Origin of the sequence: Porphyrobacter sp. AAP82, assembly GCF_000331285.1 — a bacterium.
Classification (GTDB): domain Bacteria; phylum Pseudomonadota; class Alphaproteobacteria; order Sphingomonadales; family Sphingomonadaceae; genus Erythrobacter.
The window spans coordinates 27,646-49,020 of the sequence record NZ_ANFX01000027.1; the positions used below are offsets into that span (position 1 = coordinate 27,646).

25 protein-coding genes are annotated in these 21,375 nt (G+C 69.0%); 10 read left to right on the forward strand and 15 right to left on the reverse strand.

Annotated features, from left to right (window positions below; translation table 11 throughout):
* Positions 1-9: 9 nt before the first annotated feature.
* The 8 genes from D620_RS0108360 to radC form a co-directional block, all read right to left on the reverse strand.
* Positions 10-525, reverse strand: coding sequence for a GNAT family N-acetyltransferase (locus D620_RS0108360; protein ID WP_017665348.1), 516 nt, complete (start codon positions 523-525; stop codon positions 10-12).
* 2 nt (positions 526-527) lie between these two features.
* Positions 528-890, reverse strand: coding sequence for a bleomycin resistance protein (locus tag D620_RS0108365; RefSeq protein ID WP_017665349.1), 363 nt, complete (start codon positions 888-890; stop codon positions 528-530).
* A 4-nt stretch (positions 891-894) separates the two neighbouring features.
* Complete coding sequence (locus D620_RS0108370) at positions 895-1,338, reverse strand: hypothetical protein (protein ID WP_033376514.1); 444 nt, start codon at positions 1,336-1,338, stop codon at positions 895-897.
* A 14-nt stretch (positions 1,339-1,352) separates the two neighbouring features.
* On the reverse strand, positions 1,353-2,027 hold the full coding sequence (pyrF, locus tag D620_RS0108375; RefSeq protein ID WP_017665351.1) for an orotidine-5'-phosphate decarboxylase: 675 nt from the start codon (positions 2,025-2,027) through the stop codon (positions 1,353-1,355).
* Positions 2,024-2,413 (reverse strand): hypothetical protein, encoded by a 390-nt coding sequence (locus D620_RS14965; RefSeq protein ID WP_017665352.1) that lies wholly within the window; start codon positions 2,411-2,413, stop codon positions 2,024-2,026. The genes pyrF and D620_RS14965 overlap by 4 nt, the downstream gene beginning before the upstream one ends.
* Positions 2,414-2,489: 76 nt before the next feature.
* Positions 2,490-3,800: an adenylosuccinate lyase gene (gene purB / locus D620_RS0108385; protein ID WP_017665353.1), complete on the reverse strand. Its 1,311-nt coding sequence runs from the start codon at positions 3,798-3,800 to the stop codon at positions 2,490-2,492.
* Between the two features lie 58 nt (positions 3,801-3,858).
* Positions 3,859-5,769 (reverse strand): acyltransferase family protein, encoded by a 1,911-nt coding sequence (locus tag D620_RS15775; protein ID WP_017665354.1) that lies wholly within the window; start codon positions 5,767-5,769, stop codon positions 3,859-3,861.
* Position 5,770: 1 nt separating this feature from the next.
* Complete coding sequence (gene radC, locus D620_RS0108395; protein WP_017665355.1) at positions 5,771-6,505, reverse strand: RadC family protein; 735 nt, start codon at positions 6,503-6,505, stop codon at positions 5,771-5,773.
* A gap of 77 nt (positions 6,506-6,582) precedes the next feature.
* Between radC and D620_RS0108400 the strand changes: the two genes are divergently transcribed.
* The 8 genes from D620_RS0108400 (at position 6,583) to D620_RS0108435 (ending at position 13,573) form a co-directional block, all read left to right on the forward strand.
* Positions 6,583-9,780 carry an intermembrane phospholipid transport protein YdbH family protein gene (locus tag D620_RS0108400; protein WP_017665356.1) on the forward strand — a complete coding sequence of 1,066 codons (3,198 nt, stop codon included), beginning with the start codon at positions 6,583-6,585 and terminating at the stop codon, positions 9,778-9,780.
* A 71-nt stretch (positions 9,781-9,851) separates the two neighbouring features.
* Entirely contained in the window at positions 9,852-10,055 is a 204-nt protein-coding gene (locus D620_RS16000; RefSeq protein WP_233992030.1) for a YnbE family lipoprotein, read from the forward strand.
* A 62-nt stretch (positions 10,056-10,117) separates the two neighbouring features.
* Entirely contained in the window at positions 10,118-10,504 is a 387-nt protein-coding gene (locus tag D620_RS0108410; RefSeq protein ID WP_017665358.1) for a YdbL family protein, read from the forward strand.
* 457 nt (positions 10,505-10,961) lie between these two features.
* Positions 10,962-11,309 carry an AtpZ/AtpI family protein gene (locus D620_RS0108415; protein ID WP_017665359.1) on the forward strand — a complete coding sequence of 116 codons (348 nt, stop codon included), beginning with the start codon at positions 10,962-10,964 and terminating at the stop codon, positions 11,307-11,309.
* 102 nt (positions 11,310-11,411) lie between these two features.
* Positions 11,412-12,173, forward strand: coding sequence for a F0F1 ATP synthase subunit A (locus tag D620_RS0108420; protein WP_033376522.1), 762 nt, complete (start codon positions 11,412-11,414; stop codon positions 12,171-12,173).
* A 65-nt stretch (positions 12,174-12,238) separates the two neighbouring features.
* The gene (locus D620_RS0108425; protein ID WP_017665361.1) at positions 12,239-12,463 is read left to right on the forward strand and encodes a F0F1 ATP synthase subunit C; all 225 of its coding nucleotides are present in this window, start codon (positions 12,239-12,241) and stop codon (positions 12,461-12,463) included.
* Positions 12,464-12,552: 89 nt separating this feature from the next.
* Positions 12,553-13,047 (forward strand): hypothetical protein, encoded by a 495-nt coding sequence (locus D620_RS0108430; RefSeq protein WP_017665362.1) that lies wholly within the window; start codon positions 12,553-12,555, stop codon positions 13,045-13,047.
* A complete protein-coding gene (locus D620_RS0108435) occupies positions 13,040-13,573 on the forward strand; it encodes a hypothetical protein (protein ID WP_017665363.1) in 534 nt (177 codons plus the stop codon). The genes D620_RS0108430 and D620_RS0108435 overlap by 8 nt, the downstream gene beginning before the upstream one ends.
* A gap of 61 nt (positions 13,574-13,634) precedes the next feature.
* Here the strand turns inward: D620_RS0108435 and D620_RS0108440 are convergent, their stop codons facing one another.
* The 5 genes from D620_RS0108440 to D620_RS0108460 all read right to left on the reverse strand — a co-directional run bounded on the left by D620_RS0108440 (position 13,635) and on the right by D620_RS0108460 (position 18,620).
* Positions 13,635-14,615, reverse strand: coding sequence for an NADPH:quinone oxidoreductase family protein (locus D620_RS0108440; protein WP_017665364.1), 981 nt, complete (start codon positions 14,613-14,615; stop codon positions 13,635-13,637).
* On the reverse strand, positions 14,615-14,953 hold the full coding sequence (locus D620_RS0108445; RefSeq protein ID WP_017665365.1) for a DOPA 4,5-dioxygenase family protein: 339 nt from the start codon (positions 14,951-14,953) through the stop codon (positions 14,615-14,617). The genes D620_RS0108440 and D620_RS0108445 overlap by 1 nt, the downstream gene beginning before the upstream one ends.
* A gap of 3 nt (positions 14,954-14,956) precedes the next feature.
* Positions 14,957-15,712, reverse strand: coding sequence for a hydroxyacylglutathione hydrolase (gene gloB, locus D620_RS0108450; RefSeq protein ID WP_017665366.1), 756 nt, complete (start codon positions 15,710-15,712; stop codon positions 14,957-14,959).
* A gap of 178 nt (positions 15,713-15,890) precedes the next feature.
* The gene (gene rpsA, locus D620_RS0108455; RefSeq protein ID WP_017665367.1) at positions 15,891-17,600 is read right to left on the reverse strand and encodes a 30S ribosomal protein S1; all 1,710 of its coding nucleotides are present in this window, start codon (positions 17,598-17,600) and stop codon (positions 15,891-15,893) included.
* Positions 17,601-17,993: 393 nt separating this feature from the next.
* Positions 17,994-18,620 carry a (d)CMP kinase gene (locus tag D620_RS0108460; RefSeq protein WP_017665368.1) on the reverse strand — a complete coding sequence of 209 codons (627 nt, stop codon included), beginning with the start codon at positions 18,618-18,620 and terminating at the stop codon, positions 17,994-17,996.
* A gap of 114 nt (positions 18,621-18,734) precedes the next feature.
* Here D620_RS0108460 and D620_RS0108465 point away from each other — a divergent pair, with 114 nt between their 5' ends.
* Positions 18,735-19,259: a hypothetical protein gene (locus tag D620_RS0108465; RefSeq protein WP_017665369.1), complete on the forward strand. Its 525-nt coding sequence runs from the start codon at positions 18,735-18,737 to the stop codon at positions 19,257-19,259.
* On the opposite strand, the gene D620_RS0108470 is transcribed toward D620_RS0108465, so the two are convergent.
* Both D620_RS0108470 and aroA read right to left on the reverse strand, forming a co-directional pair.
* On the reverse strand, positions 19,256-19,528 hold the full coding sequence (locus tag D620_RS0108470; protein WP_017665370.1) for a CBU_0592 family membrane protein: 273 nt from the start codon (positions 19,526-19,528) through the stop codon (positions 19,256-19,258). The genes D620_RS0108465 and D620_RS0108470 overlap by 4 nt on opposite strands.
* Entirely contained in the window at positions 19,525-20,856 is a 1,332-nt protein-coding gene (aroA, locus tag D620_RS0108475; RefSeq protein WP_017665371.1) for a 3-phosphoshikimate 1-carboxyvinyltransferase, read from the reverse strand. Before aroA ends, D620_RS0108470 begins: the two co-directional genes overlap by 4 nt.
* Positions 20,857-21,027: 171 nt before the next feature.
* Here aroA and D620_RS0108480 point away from each other — a divergent pair, with 171 nt between their 5' ends.
* Positions 21,028-21,369 (forward strand): TIGR02300 family protein, encoded by a 342-nt coding sequence (locus D620_RS0108480; RefSeq protein ID WP_017665372.1) that lies wholly within the window; start codon positions 21,028-21,030, stop codon positions 21,367-21,369.
* Positions 21,370-21,375: the final 6 nt, after the last annotated feature.

Below are 21,375 nucleotides of genomic sequence, written 5' to 3' on the forward strand. Positions count from 1 at the left end.
CGGCGGGCCTTACGCGGGGAGAAGCGGCTTTTCCAGCACCACGAAGGTGACCGGCGGATCGCGCGGCACGGGAAAGGGGCGGGTCTCGCCGGTGACGCTATAGCCGCGCCTTTCGTACCAGGCGATGAGGCTCGTCCGGCTGTCGATCACCGTCATCTCCATGCGCGCGATGCCGATGGCGCGGGCGTGGTCCTCGGCCGCATCGAGCAGCTTTCGGCCAAACCCGGAGGATTGCAGCGTGGGCAGCACGCACAGCATCCCGAGATAGGCAAGGCTCGCGTCCTTGCGGGTGACGGCAACGCAGCCGACCAGCGCCCCGGCATCGCGCGCGGCGAGGATCGTCACCGCCGGATCGCCAAGCATCGCCTCCAGCTCGCCCGGCGCGATGCGTTCGTCGTCGAGGATGTCGGCCTCGTGGTTCCACCCGGCCCGCGCCGAATCGCCGCGATAGGCGGCTTCGAGCAGATCCTTGAGGGCAGGCGCGTCGGCGGGCGTGGCGGCGGCGATGGCGAGCGTGTCGGGCATGGTCAGTCGTTCTGGATCAGGCGCAGCAGCGTTCCGTCAGGGTCGATCAGGTAGGCGATGGTGAGGCCGCTCGGATCGGGCGCGGGCGGATGATAGCGCGGGATGCCGGTGCGCGCATCGGGCACGCCGCTGGCCTCGACCAGCGCCATCATCGCGCCCAGATCATCGAGCCTCAGGCAGCAGCTGAAGGACGACTGGTAGGGATCGAGATCGGGGTAGGGGAAGAATTCCAGCCTCGCCGAACCGCGCGAGAGGATCATCCACCCGTCCGAGCGGTAGTCCTCCTCGAACCCGAGCGTGGCGTAGAACCCTGCCGTCGCGGCAAAATCGCGCGCGGGCAGGTTGGGAGTGGCGCGGTCTGCCACAGGCCTACCAGTTGTTGCCGTCCAGCGTTTTGAATGAGAAGCCGACGAATGACCACGTCTTCTCGGTGCGCTGGAAAGTGAAATCCCATTTGAGCAGGCACGTGCCGTGCGACGACACATAGCTGCGCCGGGCCGCCCGGGAGCCGAAATCCTTGCGCTCGATCAGTTCCACGTCCGACAGGCGGCCACATTGCGCATCGATCAGGCGGTAGTTTTCGAGGTTCGCGGCCGACACCACTTCGTCGCTGCCGGCAAATTTGGCGCGCATCGCAGCCTCGATGCCATTCTTCGCCATGCCAGCGAAAAAGTCGCGGGCGAGATCCGCGATCCGGGCGTCCTCTGCGGCCGGGAGCACGGCAACCTCGTTCACTTGCGCCGCCATTGACGCGGCATGTCCGAGACCCGCGAAAGCGGCGCCAAGCAGGAGGAATTTCGCGCGATTCTGCATTGACCGGCCCTCTTTCAAAGCGTCGCCTCGATCGCCCGCGCGGCAGCCGCAGGGTCCTCGGCGCGGCTGATCGGGCGGCCGATGACCAGCACGCTCGCGCCATTGTCGCGCGCCGCTCTGGGCGTGACGACGCGCTTCTGGTCGCCGGTGCCGCCCCCCGCAGGGCGCAGGCCGGGGACGACGAAGAAGCCGTCCTTCCATGCCTTCCTGACCATGCCGACCTCCTGCCCCGAGCACACGATCCCGTCCAATCCCGCCGCATGGGCCAGCTCGGCGAGGCGCATCACCTGCGTCTCGGCGCTGCCATAGACGCCGGTGGCGGTGAGGTCGTTCGCATCGAGGCTGGTGAGCATCGTCACCGCGACCACCTTGGTGCCGTTGGCGGCGGCCGCCTTGGCATCCTCCATCATCGCGCGCCCGCCGCTCGCATGGACCGTGACGATCGCGGGCTCGTAGACGTGGATCGCCTGCATCGCGGCGGCGACGGTGTTGGGGATGTCGTGGAACTTGAGGTCGAGGAAGATCGGCAGCCCGCAATGGGCGATCTCGTGGACCCCGTGCGCGCCGTGGGCGCAGAAGAATTCGAGGCCCAATTTGACCCCGCCGACATGCGCCTTGACCTTCTCGACCAGCGCGCGTGCCGGTTCGAGCTGCGGCACGTCCAGCGCCAGATAGATGGGATTGCTCATTCGCCGCCGCTCCCGCCATCGCCTGCCGAACCGGCGTCTGCGTCCGTAATGTCGAAGGCGTCGGGCCCTTCTCCCCCGTCTTTGCCGGACTTGTCCACAGGGCTGTCAGCCGCAGCGGCAATGTCCGCGCGCTGCGTCATCGCGGTGTTCTTGAGCGAGTTCTCCAGCATGCGGATGCGGCGGTTCAGGCTCCAGATCATGCTGCGGTGCACCGCCCACATCGGCAGGAAGCCGGCGGTGAAGGCCAGCAGCGCCAGCACCGGCACCTTGGTTTCGAGCACGAGGTTCTGCCACAGCCGCAGTTCGACCGGCTGCCAGTTGTAGATGGCAAAGACCAGAAAGCCGAGCGCGGCCAGAACCCAGATGATGGTGCGAAGCGTTTTCACGAGGCGTGGCTCTCCCCTGCGTCCCTTGTCGGGGGAAGACTAGGCCATTCGGCCCGCAAGTCCAGCATCGCCGGGCTCACCCGAACACCCGCGCGAAGATCGTGTCGACATGCTTGAAGTGGTAGGCCAGATCGAATTTCTCCGCGAGCTGCTCGGGGGTGAGGGCGGCGGTCACCTCAGGGTCGGCCTGGAGCAGATCGAGCAGCGAAAGCGCGCCGTCGGATTCCCACACCTTCATGGCGTTGCGCTGCACCAGCCGGTAGCTCTCGTCGCGGGTCAGCCCGGCCTGCGTGAGCGCCAGCAGCACCCGCTGCGAATGGATGAGCCCGCCCATGCGGTTCATGTTCTTCTCCATGCGCGCAGGGTAGACCAGCAGCTTCTCGACCACGCCGGTCAGCCGCGCGAGGGCGAAATCGAGCGTGATCGTGGCATCGGGCCCGATGTAGCGCTCGACCGACGAGTGCGAGATGTCGCGCTCGTGCCACAGGGCGACGTTTTCGAGCGCGGGGGTGACGGCGCTGCGCACCACGCGCGCAAGGCCGGTGAGGTTCTCGGTCAGCACCGGATTGCGCTTGTGCGGCATAGCGCTCGAACCCTTCTGGCCGGGGGAGAAATATTCCTCGGCCTCGAGCACCTCGGTGCGCTGCAAGTGGCGGATTTCGGTGGCGAGGCGTTCGATGCTGCTCGCGATCACGCCGAGGGTGGCGAAATACATCGCGTGCCGATCACGCGGGATGACCTGGGTGGAGACGGGCTCGATTGCGAGGCCCAGCCGTTCGGCCACATAGGCTTCGACCTGCGGATCGACGTTCGCAAAAGTGCCGACCGCGCCCGAGATGGCGCAGGTGGCGATTTCCGCGCGGGCTGCCACCAGCCGGGCGCGGCAGCGGCTGAACTCGGCATAGGCCTCGGCAAGCTTGAGGCCGAAGGTCACCGGCTCGGCATGGATGCCGTGGCTGCGGCCGATGGTGGGAGTGTATTTGTGCTCCTCGGCACGCGTCCTGATCGCGGCCAGCAGCGCGTCGAGATCGGCGAGCAGGATATCGCTCGCCCGCGCCAGCTGCACCGACAAGGTGGTGTCGAGCACGTCCGAGGAGGTCATCCCCTGGTGCATGAAGCGCGCTTCCTCGCCCACTTCCCGCGCCACCCAGTCGAGAAAGGCGATCACGTCATGCTTGGTCACCGCCTCGATCGCGTCGATCGCCTCGACGTCGATCGCAGGGGACGTCGCCCACCAGTCCCACAGCGCCTTGGCCGCGGATTGCGGCACCACGCCAAGGTCCGCGAGCTTCTGCGTCGCGTGGGCCTCGATCTCGAACCAGATGCGGTACTTCGCCTCCGGCTCCCACAGGGCGGTCATGGCAGGGCGGGCGTAGCGGGGGACCATGTTCGACTCCGGACGAGAGGGATTGTCACTCGCCGCGGCGCCTAGGGAAGGGGACCGGTCAAGGCAAGATCGGCGCGCGAGGGATCGCGGCGATGACCCGCGCGGCGGCGTGGGAGGCGAGATGGTTCGCGTCCCAGTGGTTGAGCCTGCCCTCCTGCATCAGCAGGCAGCGCCCGTCCGGGCATAGCGGGGCGGCGGCATCGACATAGGTGATGCGCGGATCGCTTGCGGCAAGTGCGCGCAGCATGGCGCTGACCTTGCGCCCTTCGGCAAGGGTTGCGGGGTAGCTTTCCGGGCAAGCGGTATTGCGCCACGCACGGCAGCGCAGCCAGCCTTGCGCCACCGCCGCGCCCCCGGCCGCCGAGGTGGGGGCGTTGCCGATCAGGATCACCCGCGTGCCCGGCGGCAGGCGGTCGATGGTCCGCAGCAGTCCCGCGCGCAGCGCCGCCTCGCCGCTGCCCGAGCTTGCGCCAAGCGCCGCCCCGCTCGCCGCATCGAGCAGGTCGCGGTCCCAGCGCTGGGCCCAGATGAGCGTCGATATCCGGCGCTCGCGGATCAGTTCGATCAGCTTGCGGACCTGCGCCGTGCACGTCCGCCCCTTGGCGGTCGCAGGGTGCCAGTTGGTGATGCCGTCTGCGGCAAGGCAGCCCGCCTCGCTGAGCAGCGCGCCGGTGCCCAGGCGCGCCTCGGCGGCTGCGAGATACTGCCCGGAATGGCTGTCGCCGTAGAGCACGAAGGCGGGCCTACCGGAAGCGGGCACGATCACGGTGTTGTCCGCGCCCGCGGGCCGCAGCGCGCCGAGCAGCTGCGCCTCGGCGGCAGAGGCAGGCAGCAGCACCCGCGCAAAGCCGAGCGCGCCTGCCGCCAGCGGCACCGCCAGCGCAGCGGCACACACGCCTGCCAGCAGCGCCGGGCGCTCGAGCATGCGGCGGTGCCGGACGGGCTGCTCGATCCACCGCCACGATGCCGCCGCCAGCGCGAGCGCGAGCGCGATCGCCGCGACCAGCACCAGCGGCGGCAGCGGGCCGAAGTGGACATAGCCCGCCAGCGCCAGGACCGGCTGGTGCCACAGATAGAGACCGAAGGAGATCAGCCCCAGCCCCGCCAGCGGCGGCCATGCCAGCGCCCGGCCGGTGCGCGTCTCGCCGCAAGCGAACAGCAGCACCAGCGCGGTGCCCAGTGTCGGGAGGAGAAACGCAGGCCCCGGCGCGGGGGTGGCCGGGCCGATCACCGCAAAGCCCGTCGCGACCAGCGCGACGCCTCCCGCCGCCAGCCGGCCATTGGCACGCGGAGCGCGGGGCAGGGCGGCGCATAGCGCGCCCAGCATCAGCTCCCACATCCGTGTCGGCAGCAGATAGAAGGCGGCAAGCGGCATGCGCGGGGCGAGCCACACCGCCAGCAACAGCGCCAGCGCCAGGCTCGCCAGCCCCGCGGTCGCGATCATCGGCAGCACCGCGGCCCGCCGCCAGCGCCACGCGGCCAGCACCATCAGCGGGAAGAGCAGGTAGAATTGCTCCTCCACCCCCAGCGTCCAGGTGTGGAGCAGCGGCAGCGCGCCCTCCACCCCGTCGAAATAGCCGGTGCCGCCCGCAAAGTGGACGTTGGAAGCGAACACCGAGGCGGCGACCAGCGCCTTGGCGAAGCGCGCGAAATCCTCGGGCGTCATCACCGCCCATGCGGCCGCGAGGGTTGCGATCAGCATCGCCGCCAGCGCCGGGACGATCCGCCGCGCGCGCCGCTCCCAGAAGGCGAGGAGGGTGAAGCGCCCCTCGGCCAGTTCCCTCAGGATGATCGCGGTGATCAGATAGCCGCTGATGACGAAGAAGATATCGACCCCGGCAAAGCCGCCGGGCAGCAGCGCGGGCGCGGCGTGGTGCACCACCACGGGGACGATGGCGAGTGCGCGCAGCCCGTCGATCTCGGGCCGGTGGCCGCCTGCGGGCGGCCCCGGCGGCGCGGGCGCGGTCATCTCAGATCAGGCCCTTCGCCCTGAGGCTGACATGCCCCTCGCGCCCGATGATGACGTGATCGTGGACCGTGACCCTCATGTGCCGCCCGGCCTCGGCCAGGCGCTGGGTGATCTGGATGTCGGCGCGGGAGGGCTCGGGCGAGCCGGAGGGGTGGTTGTGGACGAGGATCATCGCGGAGGCGCCCACGTCCATCGCCCGGCGGATCACCTCGCGCGGGTGGATCGCGGCCTCGTCGATCGAGCCGTCGCCCACATGGTGGTCCTCCATCAGGCGGTTCTTGGTGTCGAGATAGAGCACCCGCACGCGCTCGATGGTGAGATGCGCCATGTCGGTGGTGAGATAGTCGATCAGCGCCTGCCAGCTCGACAGCACCGGCTTGCCCATGATCTCGCCGCGCGCCATGCGCCGCGCCGCCGTGGCGACCGCCTTCAAGGCTGCGGCCGAGTTCTCGCCGATCCCCTTGACCCGCTGCAAGGCCTTGGGATCGGCGTTCATCACCCCTGCAAGGCTGCCGAACTGGGCGAGCAGGGCCTTGGCCATCGGTTTGGTGTTGCCGCGCGGGATCGCGGCATAGAGGAGGTATTCGAGCACCTCGTAATCGGCGAGCGCCTCGGCCCCGCCGGTCAGCAGCCGGGTGCGCAGCCTTGCGCGGTGTCCGTCGCCCGCGGCCTTGCCCGCGTCCCAATCGGGCACCGCGCCGTCGAGGAAATCGAAACTGTCTTCAGCTTCCGGCAATGCGGCCCCCCGGAAAAGCGTTTGCTTCTGCGTGTCTCATTGCCTTTGGAAGGGGATACGCGCAAGAGTTGGAGACGATGCGGCAGGCTGAGGCTGACATGGTGGAGGGGCCGCAGGACGGCTTGAGCGGGCCTTCGCGCCCGCGCCGCTGGCGCACCGCGACCGGGCTCGGCGTTGCCGCAGCGGCGCTGGTGGCGGGATCGGCCGCATGGCTCTCGCGCGAGCGAATCGCGCAGGACCTGATCGACGATTATCTCGGCCAGCGCGGCGTGCCTGCGACCTACGACATCGTCAGCCTGACCCCGCAATACCAGGTGATCGAGAACCTCGTGATCGGCGATCCCGCGCGGCCCGACCTGACGGTGCGGCGCATGGTGATCGAGCTTGGCGCGGGCTGGCAGGGGCCCGAGGTGCGGCGCGTGTCGCTGGCAGGCGCGCGGGTGTTTGCGACATACAAGGGCGGCAGGCTGAGCCTCGGCAAGCTCGATCCGCTGGTCTTCACCGGTTCGGCCGAGCCCCCCGCGCTGCCCGCGATCGACGTGGTGCTGACCGACGCGCGCGGGCTCATCGAGAGCGACTATGGCCGTGCCGGGTTCAAGCTCGAGGGCAAGGGCCGGCTCGACGACGGGTTTGCCGGCGTGCTCGCCGCGACCGCGCCGGGCCTCGGCACCGCGGGCTGCCGCGCCGGGAGCGTGACGCTTTACGGCAGCCTCACCACGTCAGGCGGCGCGCCTGCCTTTGCCGGACCGCTGCGGGTTGCGGAGCTCGCCTGCGGCGGCGCGCGTCTGGCGCGGGCCGATATCGGCACCACGGCGAGCCTTGCTCCCGGTTTTGCCGCCGCGCGCGCCGATCTGCGGATCGAGGGCGGGGGGATCGCGGCCGGCGGCGTGACCGCCGCGGGGTTTGGCGGCAGCGCCGAACTGGGCTGGTCTGAGGGCCGCCTCGCGTTCGGGCATGATCTGGCGCTGACCGGCCTTGCTGCGCCGCAGGGGCGCCTTGCGCGGCTCGGAGCGACAGGCGACTGGCGCGGCGCTGCCGACGGGTCGAGCGGCCAGTGGGAGGGCAGCTTGCGCGGCGCGGGCCTTGCGCCGGCCAGCGATCTTGCCGCCAGCCTCGCCGCCATCGAACGCGGCGCGGCCGGCACGCTGATCGCCCCGCTGGTGGCGCGCGCGCGCACCGGCCTTGGCAAGGCGCTCGAGGGGGCGAGCTTCCGCAGCGATGCGATTGTCCGCCACAAGGGTGCCGCCGCCTCGCTGGTGATCCCCGAGGCCAGCCTTGCCAGCGCGCGCGGCACCCGGGTGCTGGCCCTCTCGCGGCTCGGGGCAAGCCTCGGCCCGGCGGGGGTGAGCGGGCTTTCCGGCAATCTTCTCGCGGGCGGCGAGGGCCTGCCTTCCGTCAACGGGCGGATCGCGCAGGAGCAAGGCGGGGGCTGGAGCGCGCGCCTTGCCATGGCCGATTACGCCGCAGGGGCCAACCGCCTCGCCATCCCGCGCCTCACCTTGCGCAGCGGCTCGGGAGGTGCGCTTTCCTTCGAGGGGCTGGTCAAGGCGAGCGGCGATCTGCCCGGCGGCGGGGTCAATGACCTCACCGTGCCGATCGAGGGCACGTGGTCGCAAGGCGCGGGGCTGGCGCTGGGCACGGCGTGCACGCCGCTGCGCTTTGGCAAGCTCGCGCTGTCGGGCCTGACGCTGGCGGGCGAGCAGATCACGCTGTGTCCCGAGGGACGCGCCCCGATCCTCGCCTATGGCGGCGACCTGCGGCTTGCGGCGCGCACCGGGCCGCTCAAGCTGGCGGGCACGCTCGGCGAAAATCCGGCGAGCTTCGAGGCGGCGGGCGTCAGCCTGCGCTATCCGCAGCCTTTCGCGGTCGAGGGTCTGGCGGCGCGGATCGGCACGGGCGACAGCGAGGTGCGCCTAGCCGCTGCCAGCCTGACGGGCCGCTTCGGCGCGGCGATTGCGGGCGATTTTGCCGGGGGCTCGGCAAGGCTTGCCGCAGTGCCCTTCGATCTCGGTGCCATCGCCGGGAGCTGGTCCTACGCCGATGGCGCGCTGGGCCTTGCCGGCGCGAGCTTCACGCTCTCCGACCGCACCGGCCAAGCCAATCCCGAACCGCGCTTCACTGCGCTGGTGGCCAGCGGCGCGACGCTGCGGCTCGCCGATAACCGCATCACCGCCGACGCGCGGCTCGTCCACCGCGAATCGGGCCGCGCCGTCGCCACCGTGGCGATCGCCCACGATCTCGACACCGCCGCCGGCAGCGCCCGCCTCGCCGTTCCCGCGCTGGTCTTCGACAAGGGCTTCCAGCCCGAGGACCTCTCCTGGCTCGCCAAGGGTGTCGTCGCCTTTGCCGATGGCACCGTGACCGGCACCGGGCGGATCGACTGGCAGGGCGACAAGCTCACCAGCAGCGGCACCTTCGGCACCGCCGGCCTCGATTTTGCCGCCGCCTTCGGCCCGGTGCGCGGATTGCAGGGCGAGGTGGTGTTCACCGACCTCCTGAACCTCACCACCGCCCCCGACCAGCGCGTCGCCATCGCCGCGATCAACCCGGGGGTCGAGGTGCTGGCGGGCACGGTGCAGTTCGAGGTCAAGGACGGCACCCTCCTTTCCCTCGAGGACGCGCGCTTTCCCTTCATGGGCGGCACGCTTGCCATGCGCCCGCTGGTGATGGACTTCAGCCAGCCCGAGGAACGCCGCTACGTCTTCGAGATCGCCGGGCTCGATGCCGCCAAGTTCGTGACGCAGATGGAGCTTTCGAACCTCACCGCCACCGGCATCTTCGACGGCACCGTGCCGATCGTCTTCGACAAGACCGGCCGCGGGCGGATCGACAACGGCGTTCTTGTCGCGCGCCAAGGCGGGGGCAACATCGCCTATATCGGCGAACTGAGCTACGAGGACCTGGGCACGATGGGCAATTACGCCTTCGCGGCGCTGCGCTCGCTCGACTATCGCCAGATGCGCGTTGGCCTCGGCGGGCAGCTCGACGGGGAGATCGTCACCAGCTTCGAATTCGACGGGGTGCGCCAGGGCGCGGGCGCCAGCCGCAACTTCGTGACCCGCCGCCTCGCGAAGCTGCCGATCCTCTTCAAGGTCAATGTCCGGTCGGAGAATTTCTACGACCTTGCCACCATGGTCCGCTCGTTCTGGGACGCGAACTACGTGCGCAGGCCCGAGGATCTCGGCCTGTTCCGGCAGGACAGCGGGCGGCTCGTGCCAATCCGTCCGCCAGCCAAACAACCCGTTCAACCTCCCGAAAGCGAAGACCAGCCATGACGCATGACGAATTGACCGCTCCGGCGCGCGCTGCCACATCCCCGCGGACAACGGGCAAGGGGGCAGCGCCGATGGGGCGGACAGCACAGGCAAGGCGCCGGGCGATGATGGCCGGGGCGGCGATGCTTTCGGCGGGGCTTGGCGGATGCATCAACATCGCCGCGCCCGACGAGCCGATCGTGATCGAGCTCAACATCAACATCCGGCAGGAAGTGATCTACCGGCTCGCCGAGGACGCGGCCAACACGATCGAGGAGAACGGGGATATCTTCTAGATTTCCCTGACCCCTAACGCTTCGCTGCTTGAGGCGGGGCGTGACCGCGAATTGGAGAAGAGATGATGCGCAAGACCCTTGTTGCCGGACTGACCGCTCTTGCCCTTGCCGGCGCGGCAGCCGTGCCCGCGCTCGCCCAGCAGCGCGATCCCGCCTATGCCGCTGCCCGTGCCGACGGCAAGGTGGGCGAACAGCCCGACGGCTATCTCGGCATCGTCGGCGCGAGCGATCCGGCGTTGCAGCGTCTGGTTGACGACATCAACATCAAGCGCCGCGCGGTCTATGCCGAAAAGGCGAAGGAAAACAGCGCGACGCTTGAAGCCTATGCGCTGACCGCAGGCTGTCAGGCGATCGCGCGGACTGTCCCGGGCGAGAAATACCGCGCCCCTGACGGCAGCTGGCAAACCCGCACCAGCGCCCCGCCGATCCGGGACGCGCGTTGTCCGTGATTTGACTGCGCAGCCGCCTGCGCGGCTGCGTCCTCGGCGCTAATCCCTCCGCTTCGCTCCGGGGCGCCTGCGGCTCTCGCCGTGCGCTCGCGGTCGCTAAGCGACCGATACAATTTCCCAACCTTGAGGGTTGCCGTCGGCCGGCCCGCCAGCGGACGGGCCGCAAGGCCGACCGGCCGCCCGCAGGTGCCCGGAGCAAAGCGGAGGGGCAGCGCCGAGGATGTCCGCGCGCAGGCGCGGACGCAAAACAAGCAACTGCCGCATGAGCGAGGATTCTGCAGCGCGCAGGCGCTGCGGAAATCAGGGACTAGCACAGGCGGGCATGCGAACAGCTTCGCACCTGCACAAATCTCTCCCCTGCCGATGTTGACACATATGTGCCCCCCTTCTAAGGGGGCGGCGCCCTCGGCGGGCACCTTGTTGCATGTGGCTTGGCCTTGCGTTTAGAGGCGATGGCATGAGCGACGAGAAACCCGCCCGAGAACCCATTCACGAGGATGCGCGGATCGACGCGCTCGAAGCGCGGCTCAAGGCCGCACGCGAGCGCGAAGAGCAGCGCAACCGGCCACAGGTGAAGGGTGTCGATGCGAATTACCGCAGCGGCAACCGCGCTCTGGCCAGCCTCCTGGGCGGGATTATCGGCGGCCTGGTGATCGGCTTTGCGATCGACGCATTGCTGGATATCGCGCCCTGGGGCCTGTTAGGCGGGCTGTTCCTCGGAACGGCATCGGCTTTCAGAAGCATTATTTTGAGCGCGAATACGCGCCCCGCAGACGAGGCCGAAGACCGGAACCGCGAGGGCTAGGCCCCCGCAACTCCCGGCGAGAGGCCCCGCCCTGGGGCGCGCTTGATGTAACCATTTGGGGATCTTTCGATCGTGGCAGCCGAAGAAGGCAAGGTCGATCCGATGAAGCAGTTCACCATCGAACCCCTGCTGGGGTCCGATTGGCAGCTGGGCGACGGGATCAGCATCGCGTTCACCAATTCCGCGCTGTGGATGGCGATCACCGCCGTCCTGGTCTGGGTGTTCGTCGCGGGCGGCATGAAGCGCCAGCTCGTCCCGGGCCGCTGGCAGATGGCGGTCGAGACCATGACCGGCTTCATCGACGACCTGCTCGAAGCCAATGTCGGCAAGGCCGGGCGCAAGTATGTGCCCTACATCTTCACGCTGTTCATGTTCATCCTGTTCGGCAACCTGCTGGGCCTCGTGCCGGTGGGGCTAATCCCGGGCCTTCACGCCTTCACCTTCACCAGCCACTTCACCGCCACCGGCGTGCTGGCGATCATGAGCTTTTCGATCGTCCTGATCGTCGGCTTCTGGAAGCATGGCCCGCACTTCTTCTCGCTGTTCTGGCCTGCGAACACCCCGTGGTTCCTGGCCGCGCCGATCAGCCTCATCGAGCTCGTCTCCTTCATGGTCCGCCCCTTCAGCCTGGCGCTGCGACTGTTCGTGGCGATGATGGCCGGGCACGTGCTCCTCAAGGTGCTGGCGAGCTTCGTGATCGCCGGCGGCGGCGCGGGCCTCGGGCTTGGCGTGCTGGTCGGCGTGCCGAGCTTCGTGCTGATGGTCGCGATCAGCGCGCTCGAAATCCTCGTCGCCGGCATCCAGGCCTATGTCTTCGCGCTTCTGACCTCGCTCTACATCAACGACGCGGAAAACCTTCACTGAGGGCCTTTGACAGGCACTCTTCACTACCCTCGACAACACTCGGAATTTCAACGGAGTTTAATATCATGGACGCTACTGCAGCAGCTCTTCTCGGTGCCGGTCTCGCGGCGATCGGCGCCGGCCTTGCCGCGCTCGGCGTGGGCAACGTCTTTGCCTCGTTCCTCGAAGGCGCGCTGCGCAACCCCGGTGCTGCCGACAGCCAGCAGGGCCGTCTGTTCATCGGCTTCGCGGCTGCCGAACTTCTCGGCCTGCTGGCCTTCGTGATCGCGGTTCTGCTGATCTTCAGCTAAGACCAGACGTGAGGTCCGCGCCGGACAGGGGGCAATCCTCCTGCCCGGCGCGGGGCCACCAGTACCCGCGTTCCGGCTAAAGGTCCGACATGCCCCAGATCGAACAACTCTCCGAAACCCTGACGAGCCAGGTGTTCTGGCTGCTGGTGTTCTTCGGCCTCACCTTCGTCCTTGTCGGACTGGGGATGGTGCCCAAGATCCTCGGCACGGTGGAGCTGCGCGACAACCAGATCGCGGGCGATCTCGCCGCGGCCCAGGCTGCGCGCGATGCGGCGACGGGCGAGGAAGAGGCATGGCGCACGCGTGAGAACGCCAACCGTGCCGCCGCGCAGGCGCTGATCGGCGAAGCCAAGGCCAAGGCGGCCGCCGCGAGCGCGGCCAGGCTCGCCGCGGCCCAGGGCAAGCTCGATACGCAGCTTGCCGAGGCCGAGGCCGCCATCGCCGCCGCGCGCAGCAGCGCGATGGCCGAGATCGAAGGCGTCGCCGCCGATGCCGCGCGCGACATCGTCGCACGCGTCGCCGGGGCCAATATCAAAGCCGCAACCGCCAAGGCTGCGGTCAAGAAGGTGATGGCGCATGGCTGATATCCTGACCCTGCTCGCCAGCGGTGCCGAAGGGCACCATGCCGAGCCCAGCGTCTTCGGCATCGACACCTACCAGTGGGTCGCACTGGCGATGGCGGTGCTGATCGGCGTGTTCATCTGGAAGAAGGTCCCCGGCATCATCACCGGCGGGCTCGATGCCAAGATCGCCGCGATCCGTTCCGCACTCGAAGAGGCCAAGACCCTGCGCGCCGAGGCCGAGGCCCTGCGCGCCGAATATGCCGCCAAGATCGCGGGCGCCGAGAAGGATGCCGAAGCGATGCTGGCCGGCGCCCGGCAGGAGGCCGACGCGATCCTCGCCAAGGCCGAGGCCGACAGCGAAGTGATGGTCGCCCGCCGCCAGAAGATGGCCGAAGACAAGATCGCCGCGGCCGAACGCGCCGCGCTCGCCGAGGTCAAGGTCCGCGCGGTTACCGCCGCTGCGGCAGCCTCGAAGGTGCTCATCGCGCAGGCGCATGATGGTGAGGCCGACAAGAAGCTCGCCGACGAGGTCATCGCCTCGCTCTGACCGGCCAAAAATAGGGAACATTCAAGGGCGGTCCTGCCGGGCCGCCCTTTTTGCTTGGCCCTTATGCCCCCGGCACGAACACGACCTTCCCCACCAGTTCGCGCCGCGCCATTGCCGCGAAGCCCTCGCGCCAGCGGGAGAGGGGGAGGGTGCGGCCGATCGCCGGGGTGATCGCGCCCGCTTCGGCCAGCCGGGCGACGGCGCGGTTGATCGCCTTGCCGCGCTCGGGGAAGCGCCGCGCATATTCTCCGGCGCGCAGGCCGATGATGGCGAAGCCCTTGATGAGCGGGATGTTGGCCGGTATGTTGGCGATCCGCCCACTGGTGAACCCCACCACCACCAGCTTGCCGCCGAAGGCGACGCAGCGGATCGATTCGTCGAACACGTCGCCGCCGACAGGATCGAACACGATGTCGGCGAGCGCCCCGTCTGTGAGCCGTGCGACTTCCTCGCGGAAGCGTCCTTCGGCCGCGATCACCGCCTCGGGGCGGGCGAGAGCGGCAATGGCTCCCGCCTTGGCGGGCGAGCCGGTCGTGGCGATCACCCGCGCACCCAGCGCGCGGGCCAGGTCGCAGGCGGCAAGGCCCACCCCGCCGCTGGCACCGTGGACCAGCACCCACTGGCCCTCCTCGAGGCCGCCGAGCTCGACCAGCCCGGTAAAGGCGGTGGAATAGGCCGCGCCCATCGCGGCGGCGGCTGCAAAGTCCATGCCCTTCGGCACGGGGGAGAGCTTGCCCGCCGGCACACAGGCGACCTCGGCAAAGGCGCCGGTCTTGTTGCCGCCCATCACCCGGTCGCCGGGCGCAAAGCCGCTGTCAGGATCGGCCTCCAGCACCTCGCCGGCAAATTCGAGGCCGCAGGTGAAGGGTGGCTCGGGCTTGAACTGGTATTCGCCGCGGGTCATCAGCAGGTCGGGGAAGTTGAGCGACGCCGCCGCGACCCGCACCGTCACCTCGCCCGCAGCGCGCAGGGGCGCGGGCACGTCGGCCAGCATCACGCCCGACAGGTCGCCCGAGAGGCGTTCGACAACGAGCGCCTGCATCAGCCGAAGATCGACAGGTCGAGCGGTTCGGAAGGGCCCAGCCACACCACGTAGCGGGTGTGATCGGCCAGATCGTTGCCCGATAGGCCGTGCGCGAAGATCGTCAGATCACCGCGCTCGTGCAGCGCCCACAAGGTGAAGGCAGCGAAGGTCTCCGGCGCCATCGACAGCTGGCACGATCCGCGCGGATGGGGGCCGACAGGGGCGAGGTGGAAGTGCCCGACCGCGATCTTGAACTGCGCCCGCGCGCGCTCGGCGAAGGCTCTGGCGGTCTCCACCTCGTCGGCGTCATAGTAGATGTGGGCGTGAAAACCCCGGATCGCCCCCGTATTCTGCATGGTTCAGAAGCTGTCCTTGGCGGCGCGCAGGGCGGCAAAGGTCTCGGCCGGGGTGCTGCCGCCCCAGCGGGCCTGCATGGCGGGGTCGTCGGCGCGCAGGAAGGGGTTGGTGGCGAGCTCGCGGGCGAGGGCGGCGGGGACGGTCGGCTCGTCCCGCTCGCGCTTGGCGGCGATCTCGTCGGCGTAATCCTGAAGCGCGGCATTGCCGGGATCGGCGTGGAGCGCGAAGCGCGCATTCGACGCGGTGTATTCGTGCGCGCAGTAGAGCAGGGTTTCCGGCGGCAGCGCCTTGATGCGGCTGAGGCTCTCCCAGAACTGCCCCGGCTCACCCTCGAACATCCGCCCGCAGCCCAGCGCGAACACCGAATCGCCGACAAAGGCGAGGCCCGCTGCGGGAAGATGGAAGGCGATGTGGCCGTTGGTGTGGCCCGAGACGTCGATCACCTGCGCTTGCACCGCGCCGATCGTCACGACCTCGCCATGCGCGAGTGCGCGGTCGAGCGGGAACTTGCCCGCGACCTCGGCCGGCCCGAGGATCGTGCAGCCGGTCGCTTCCTGGATCGCCGCATTGCCGCCCGCGTGATCGGGGTGCCAGTGGGTGTTCCAGATCTGGGTGATGCGCCAGCCCTTGAGGTCCGCTTGCCGCAGATATTCCCTCGCATCGGGCGTATCGATGGCGACGGTTTCGTGGCTTTGGGTATCGTGGAGGAGATAGCCGTAATTGTCGCTGAGACAGGGGAACTGGTGAACGTGGATCATGGGGGCGGGTTTACGCCTGCGATCCCGAATAGGAAAGGCCCGCCTGCTCGGGTGAGCAAACGGGCCTCAATTCCTACAAGATCGGATCGTCAGCGCTGTTGCGGCACCGCAGGGGCCGCAAGGCCACGCGGCCGAGCCGAGGACGCTCCCGCGGAGGCGGGAGCGCCACCGGAACGCCTTACTCGCTGCCCTTCTTGAGCGCGGCGCCGAGGATGTCGCCGAGCGAAGCGCCCGAATCCGACGAGCCGAACTGCGCCACGGCTTCCTTCTCTTCGGCGATCTGACGCGCCTTGATCGAGAAGTTGGGCTTCTTCGAACGGTCGAAGCCGATCACCATCGCGTCGAGCTTGCTGCCGACCTGGAAGCGGTCGGGGCGCTGTTCGTCGCGGTCGCGGCCGAGGTCGGAGCGCTTGATGAAGCCGGTCGCGCCGTCTTCGCCGACCTGCACTTCGAGGCCGCCGTCGCGCACTTCGAGCACGGTCACGGTGACGGTCTGGTTCTTGCGCAGGCTCGAACCGGTCGAGGCCGCTTCAGCCGAAGGCGCGCCCTTTTCGAGCTGCTTCATGCCGAGGCTGATGCGCTCCTTCTCGACGTCCACATCGAGCACGACGGCCTTGACCATCTCGCCCTTGCGGTGGAGCGCCAGCGCGTCCTCGCCCGAGATGCCCCAGGCGATGTCCGACATGTGGACCATGCCGTCGACGTCGCCATCGAGGCCGACGAACAGGCCGAACTCGGTCGCGTTCTTGACTTCGCCTTCGACGACGCTGCCGACCGGGTGCTTCTCGGCGAACTCGTCCCACGGGTTGCGCTGGGCCTGCTTCAAACCAAGGCTGATGCGGCGCTTGTCGCTGTCGACCTCGAGCACCATCACGTCGACTTCCTGCGAGGTCGAGACGATCTTGCCGGGGTGGACGTTCTTCTTGGTCCAGCTCATTTCGCTGACGTGGACAAGGCCCTCGATCCCGGCTTCCAGCTCCACGAAGGCGCCGTATTCGGTGATGTTGGTGACCTGGCCCGTCAGCTTCATGCCGACCGGGTACTTGGCGGCCACGCCATCCCACGGATCGCTCTCGAGCTGCTTCATGCCGAGGCTGATGCGCTGCGTTTCGGCGTTGATGCGCACGATCTGCACGGTCACGGTATCGCCGATGGCGATCACTTCGCTGGGGTGGTTGACGCGCTTGTAGCTCATGTCGGTGACATGCAGCAGGCCGTCGATGCCGCCGAGATCGACGAAGGCGCCGTAATCGGTGATGTTCTTGACGACGCCGTCGATCACCTGGCCTTCGACGAGGTCATTGATGAGCTCGCTGCGCTGTTCGGCGCGGGTTTCCTCGAGCACCGCACGGCGCGAGACAACGATGTTGCCGCGGCGGCGGTCCATCTTGAGGATCTGGAAGGGCTGCGGCACGTCCATCAGCGTGGTGACGTCGCGCACCGGGCGGATGTCGACCTGCGAGCCGGGCAGGAAGGCCACGGCGCCATCGAGGTCGACGGTGAAGCCGCCCTTGACCCGGCCGAAGATGCGGCCTTCGACGCGCTTGCCTTCGCCGAATTCGCTTTCCAGCTTGTCCCACGCGGCTTCGCGGCGGGCGCGGTCACGCGACAGCATGGCTTCGCCATCGGCGTTCTCGACGCGGTCGACAAAGACTTCGACTTCGCCGCCGACGGTCAACCCGTGGTCGTCATCGCCGCGGGCGAATTCCTTGAGAGAGATGCGGCCTTCGCTCTTGAGGCCGACGTCGATCACGGCAAAGCCGTTCTCGATCGCGGTGACGGTGCCCTTGACGACGCGGCCTTCGAAGCCGTCTTCGCCGGCGCCGCCGAGCTGTTCGTTGAGAAGCGCCTCGAAATCGGCGCGGGTGGGGTTGGCAGTGCTCGCCATAGGTTCAGCAGTCCTGTTTCGTTGTGCTACCGGCCACCGGTTTTTCCGGGGTCTTTCACCGCTTCCCGTGCACCATTGCGCGGGCTGGCGGGGCAAGAGGCAGACTTCCGCGCGCAGCCCCATGCTGGCGAGCGGGTTCCGTACAACCAGTGATGATTGGTGAGAACGGCCGCGCGCCTAGGCGAGGCTTGCCCGAATTGCAAGGAGAAACGCCCCTTGGGGCCCGCCCGCAGCGCCAGCGGGGGCGGGTCTGTAGGAGACAATGAGACACTGTCCAGGAGCGAAAAAAGCCCGCTGCCCGCAGATCGCCCCGGCAAGGGTATGACGGGGGGTAAGGCGGCAGGCTCTTCATCCGCGCATCATCGCGCATTGGCGGCGTGTAGGAAAGTGCTTTCAGCCCAGGCCCGCGCGCCGGCGCACCGCGGCTAGCGCGGCGGCAATCGCCGCATCGCGGCCGAGTTCGGTGTTGTCGAGCACCACCGCGTCTGCCGCGGCAAGCAGCGGCGCATCCTTGCGGCCGGTGTCGCGCGCATCCCGGGCGGCGATGTCGGCCTCGATCGCGGCAAGCTCCACCGCGATCCCGCGCGCGCTCATCTCCAGCCAGCGCCGCCGCGCGCGCTCGGCCGGGCTGGCAGTGACGAACAGCTTCACCCCGGCCTCGGGCGCGATCACCGTGCCGATATCGCGCCCGTCGAGCACCGCGCCGCCTTCCTGCAAGGCAAACGCGCGCTGGCGCTGGTAGAGCGCATGGCGCACGCCCGGGTGGACCGAAACGCGGCTCGCATAGCCGCCGACCTCTTCGGAGCGCAGGATCTCGTCATCCAGCAGGCGCTCGGGAAAGTCGCAGGCGGCGAGCGCCGCGTGCGGATCGTCGGGGTCGCCGCCCGCCAGCTGCACCTGCCGCCCGACCGCGCGGTAGAGCAGCCCGGTATCGAGATGCGGCAGGCCGAAATGCGCGGCGAGCGCCTTGGCGATGGTGCCCTTGCCGGACGCGGTGGGGCCGTCGACTGCGATGATCATGGTGGCGGTGCGTGGCAAAGCGGGGCGCGCTTGGCAAGCGCCCGCGCGCCCGGTTTACCCCTCCTTCACGCCGCGCGGGCTATGCGGGCGGGCAAGCGACAGGAGGGCCGGGCGATGCGCTGGGTGACGGGGCTGATCATTGCCGCAGGCGTGCTCGGCGGGGCGTGGCCCGCTGCCAAGGTGCTGTGGGACATGGAGACCGGCGCTTCGCCATTCGGGGTCGGGCTCGCCGACGGCAGCGTGCAGCAGGCCGAGATCGGGCCCAAAAGCTTCTGGCCGCAATGGGCGCTGCGCCCCGATGGCGCGCGCTTTACCGTGCGCGCCCATTTCGGCCCCGCCGCCAGCCAGGCCGAGACGGGCTATGCCGAACTTGGCGGCTTCGACGATCCGGCGGCACTGCAAGCGGCCTATGCCCAAAAGCTCGCGGCGGCGGGCTGGGAGGTGCGCCCGATGCACCTGACGGTCGCGCTGCCCGAAGTCCCGCCGCGCAGCGCGCGCCTGTGTCAGGTGCTGGCGCGCAAGGACGGGAATAGCCTGATGCTCTCGGTCACCACCGACACGCAGGGCCTCAGCCGCCTGCACTGGACCCGCGGCGCGATGCCGCCGATGCAGGGGGGCGAACAGGGCCTGTGCCGCTAGCGCGGCTCCGTTTCGGTATCTCCGCGCGCCCGCCAAGCGCGCACCAGGCCGATGATGGCGATCGAGGCCCAGAAGAATTCGAGCACCAGGCTCGCCCAGTTGGTGTGGAAGACGAGGCTGACCGTCAGCAGCGCCGCGCCCAAGAGGTTGGTGCCGTGGAGCAGGAAGGGATTGGTCGCGCGGGCGAGCGTCAGATAGGCATAGGCCCCGATGATGCAGGCCGTGCCGCAAAGGCCGATGATGCTCGGCCAGTCGAGCGGGGTGTTCACGCCGCCGCCGCCTCGTCGAGCAGCCCCATGAAGGTCGGGAAGCTGGTGTTGATCGGCGAAATGTCGTCGATCTCGACGCCGCCCTCGCTCACCAATCCCGCGACGGCCATGCTCATCGCAATGCGGTGATCGAGCAGCGATTTGACGTGGGCCTTGCCGGTGCCCCGCAGCGGATCGCCGCCGGTCCCGTGGATGGTGAGGCCGTCCGCGTGCTCCACAACCTGAGCGCCCGCAGCCGTGAGCGCGGCGGCCATCGCGGCCAAGCGGTCGCTTTCCTTGACGCGCAGTTCTTCAAGGCCTGTGGTGCCGGTGGTGCCGCTTGCGAGGGCGGCGGCGACGAACAGCACCGGAAACTCGTCGATCATCGCGGGGGCAATCGCCGGGTCGACCTCGACGCCGGAGAGCTGCGCATGGCGCACGCGCAGATCGGCGACCGGCTCGCCGCCGACTTCGCGGGGGTTCATCTCCGCGATGTCCGCGCCCATCTGACGCAGCACGTGGAGAAGCCCGGCGCGGGTCGGATTGAGGCCGACGTTCTCGATCACAAGATCGCTCCCCGGCACCAGCGTGGCCGCGACCATGAAGAAGGCGGCGGAAGAAGGATCGCCCGGCACGGTCACGTCCATCGGGGCGAGTTCCGCCTCGCCGTGGATGGCGATGACGGTCTCGCCGTTCTCCTCGCCCACTTCGAGCCGCGCGCCGAAGCCGGTCAGCATCCGTTCGGTGTGGTCGCGGGTCGGGACAGGCTCGATCACGCGGGTGATGCCGGGGGTGTTGAGCCCGGCGAGCAGCACCGCGCTCTTGACCTGCGCGCTCGCCACGGGGAGCCGGTAGGTGATCGGCACGGCCGGCGAAGCGCCGCGCAGCATCAGGGGGAGGGTGCCCCCGGCGCTCGCCTCGAAGCTTGCGCCCATCAGGCTGAGCGGATCGATCACGCGCTTCATTGGACGGCCCGACAGGCTCGCATCGCCCGTGAAGGTGGCGGTGATGGCGTGGCTGGCGACGAGGCCCATCAGCAGCCGCGTCGAAGTGCCCGAATTGCCCATGTCGAGCGCCTGTTTCGGTTCGAGCAGGCTGCCGACGCCCACGCCGTCGACCTCCCAGGTGCCGTCCTCGCCGCGCGCGATCTGCGCCCCGAAGGCGCGCATCGCGGCCGCCGTGGCGAGCACGTCCTCGCCCTCGAGCAGCCCGGTGATCCGGCTGCGGCCGACCGCGAGGCCTGCGAACATCAGCGAGCGGTGGCTGATCGACTTGTCGCCCGGAACGCGGATCGCGCCCGTCAGGGGGCCGAGCGGAGTGAAGCGGTGGCTAGTCTGGGGGCTGGTCATAAGGCGGCGGTCTTTGACAGCGCCCCGCGCTTCTGGCAAGGCGCGCCGCGCGTCGCCGCCGGGCTCTTGATAAAGGGCTTGCCGCGCCCACCTTTTGCGATCAAGCCGCCTGCGATTCTCGCAGCCGATATGTCCGCCCGCGCCACGGGCGGCCCGAATTGAGGAATGACAATGGCCAAGCCCGAATGGGGTACCAAGCGTACCTGCCCGAAGTGCGGGGAACGTTTCTACGATCTCGGCAAGGAAGACCCGGTCGCCTGCATCGAATGCGGCGAGACCTGGACGCCCGAGCCGGTGCTCAAGTCCAAGCAGCCGATTCCCTTCGAGGAAGTCGAGAAGAAGGTTGATGCCGAGGCGGATGCGGATCTCGGCGGTGACGATGATCTGGGCGATCTCGAAGACATCGAGGACATCGACGAGGACGGCGATTCGCCCGATAGTGACGTCGACCTCGGCGGTGACGACGATCTCGGCGTTGCCACCTCGGGCGATGACGAGGACGACGAAAGCTGATGTTGG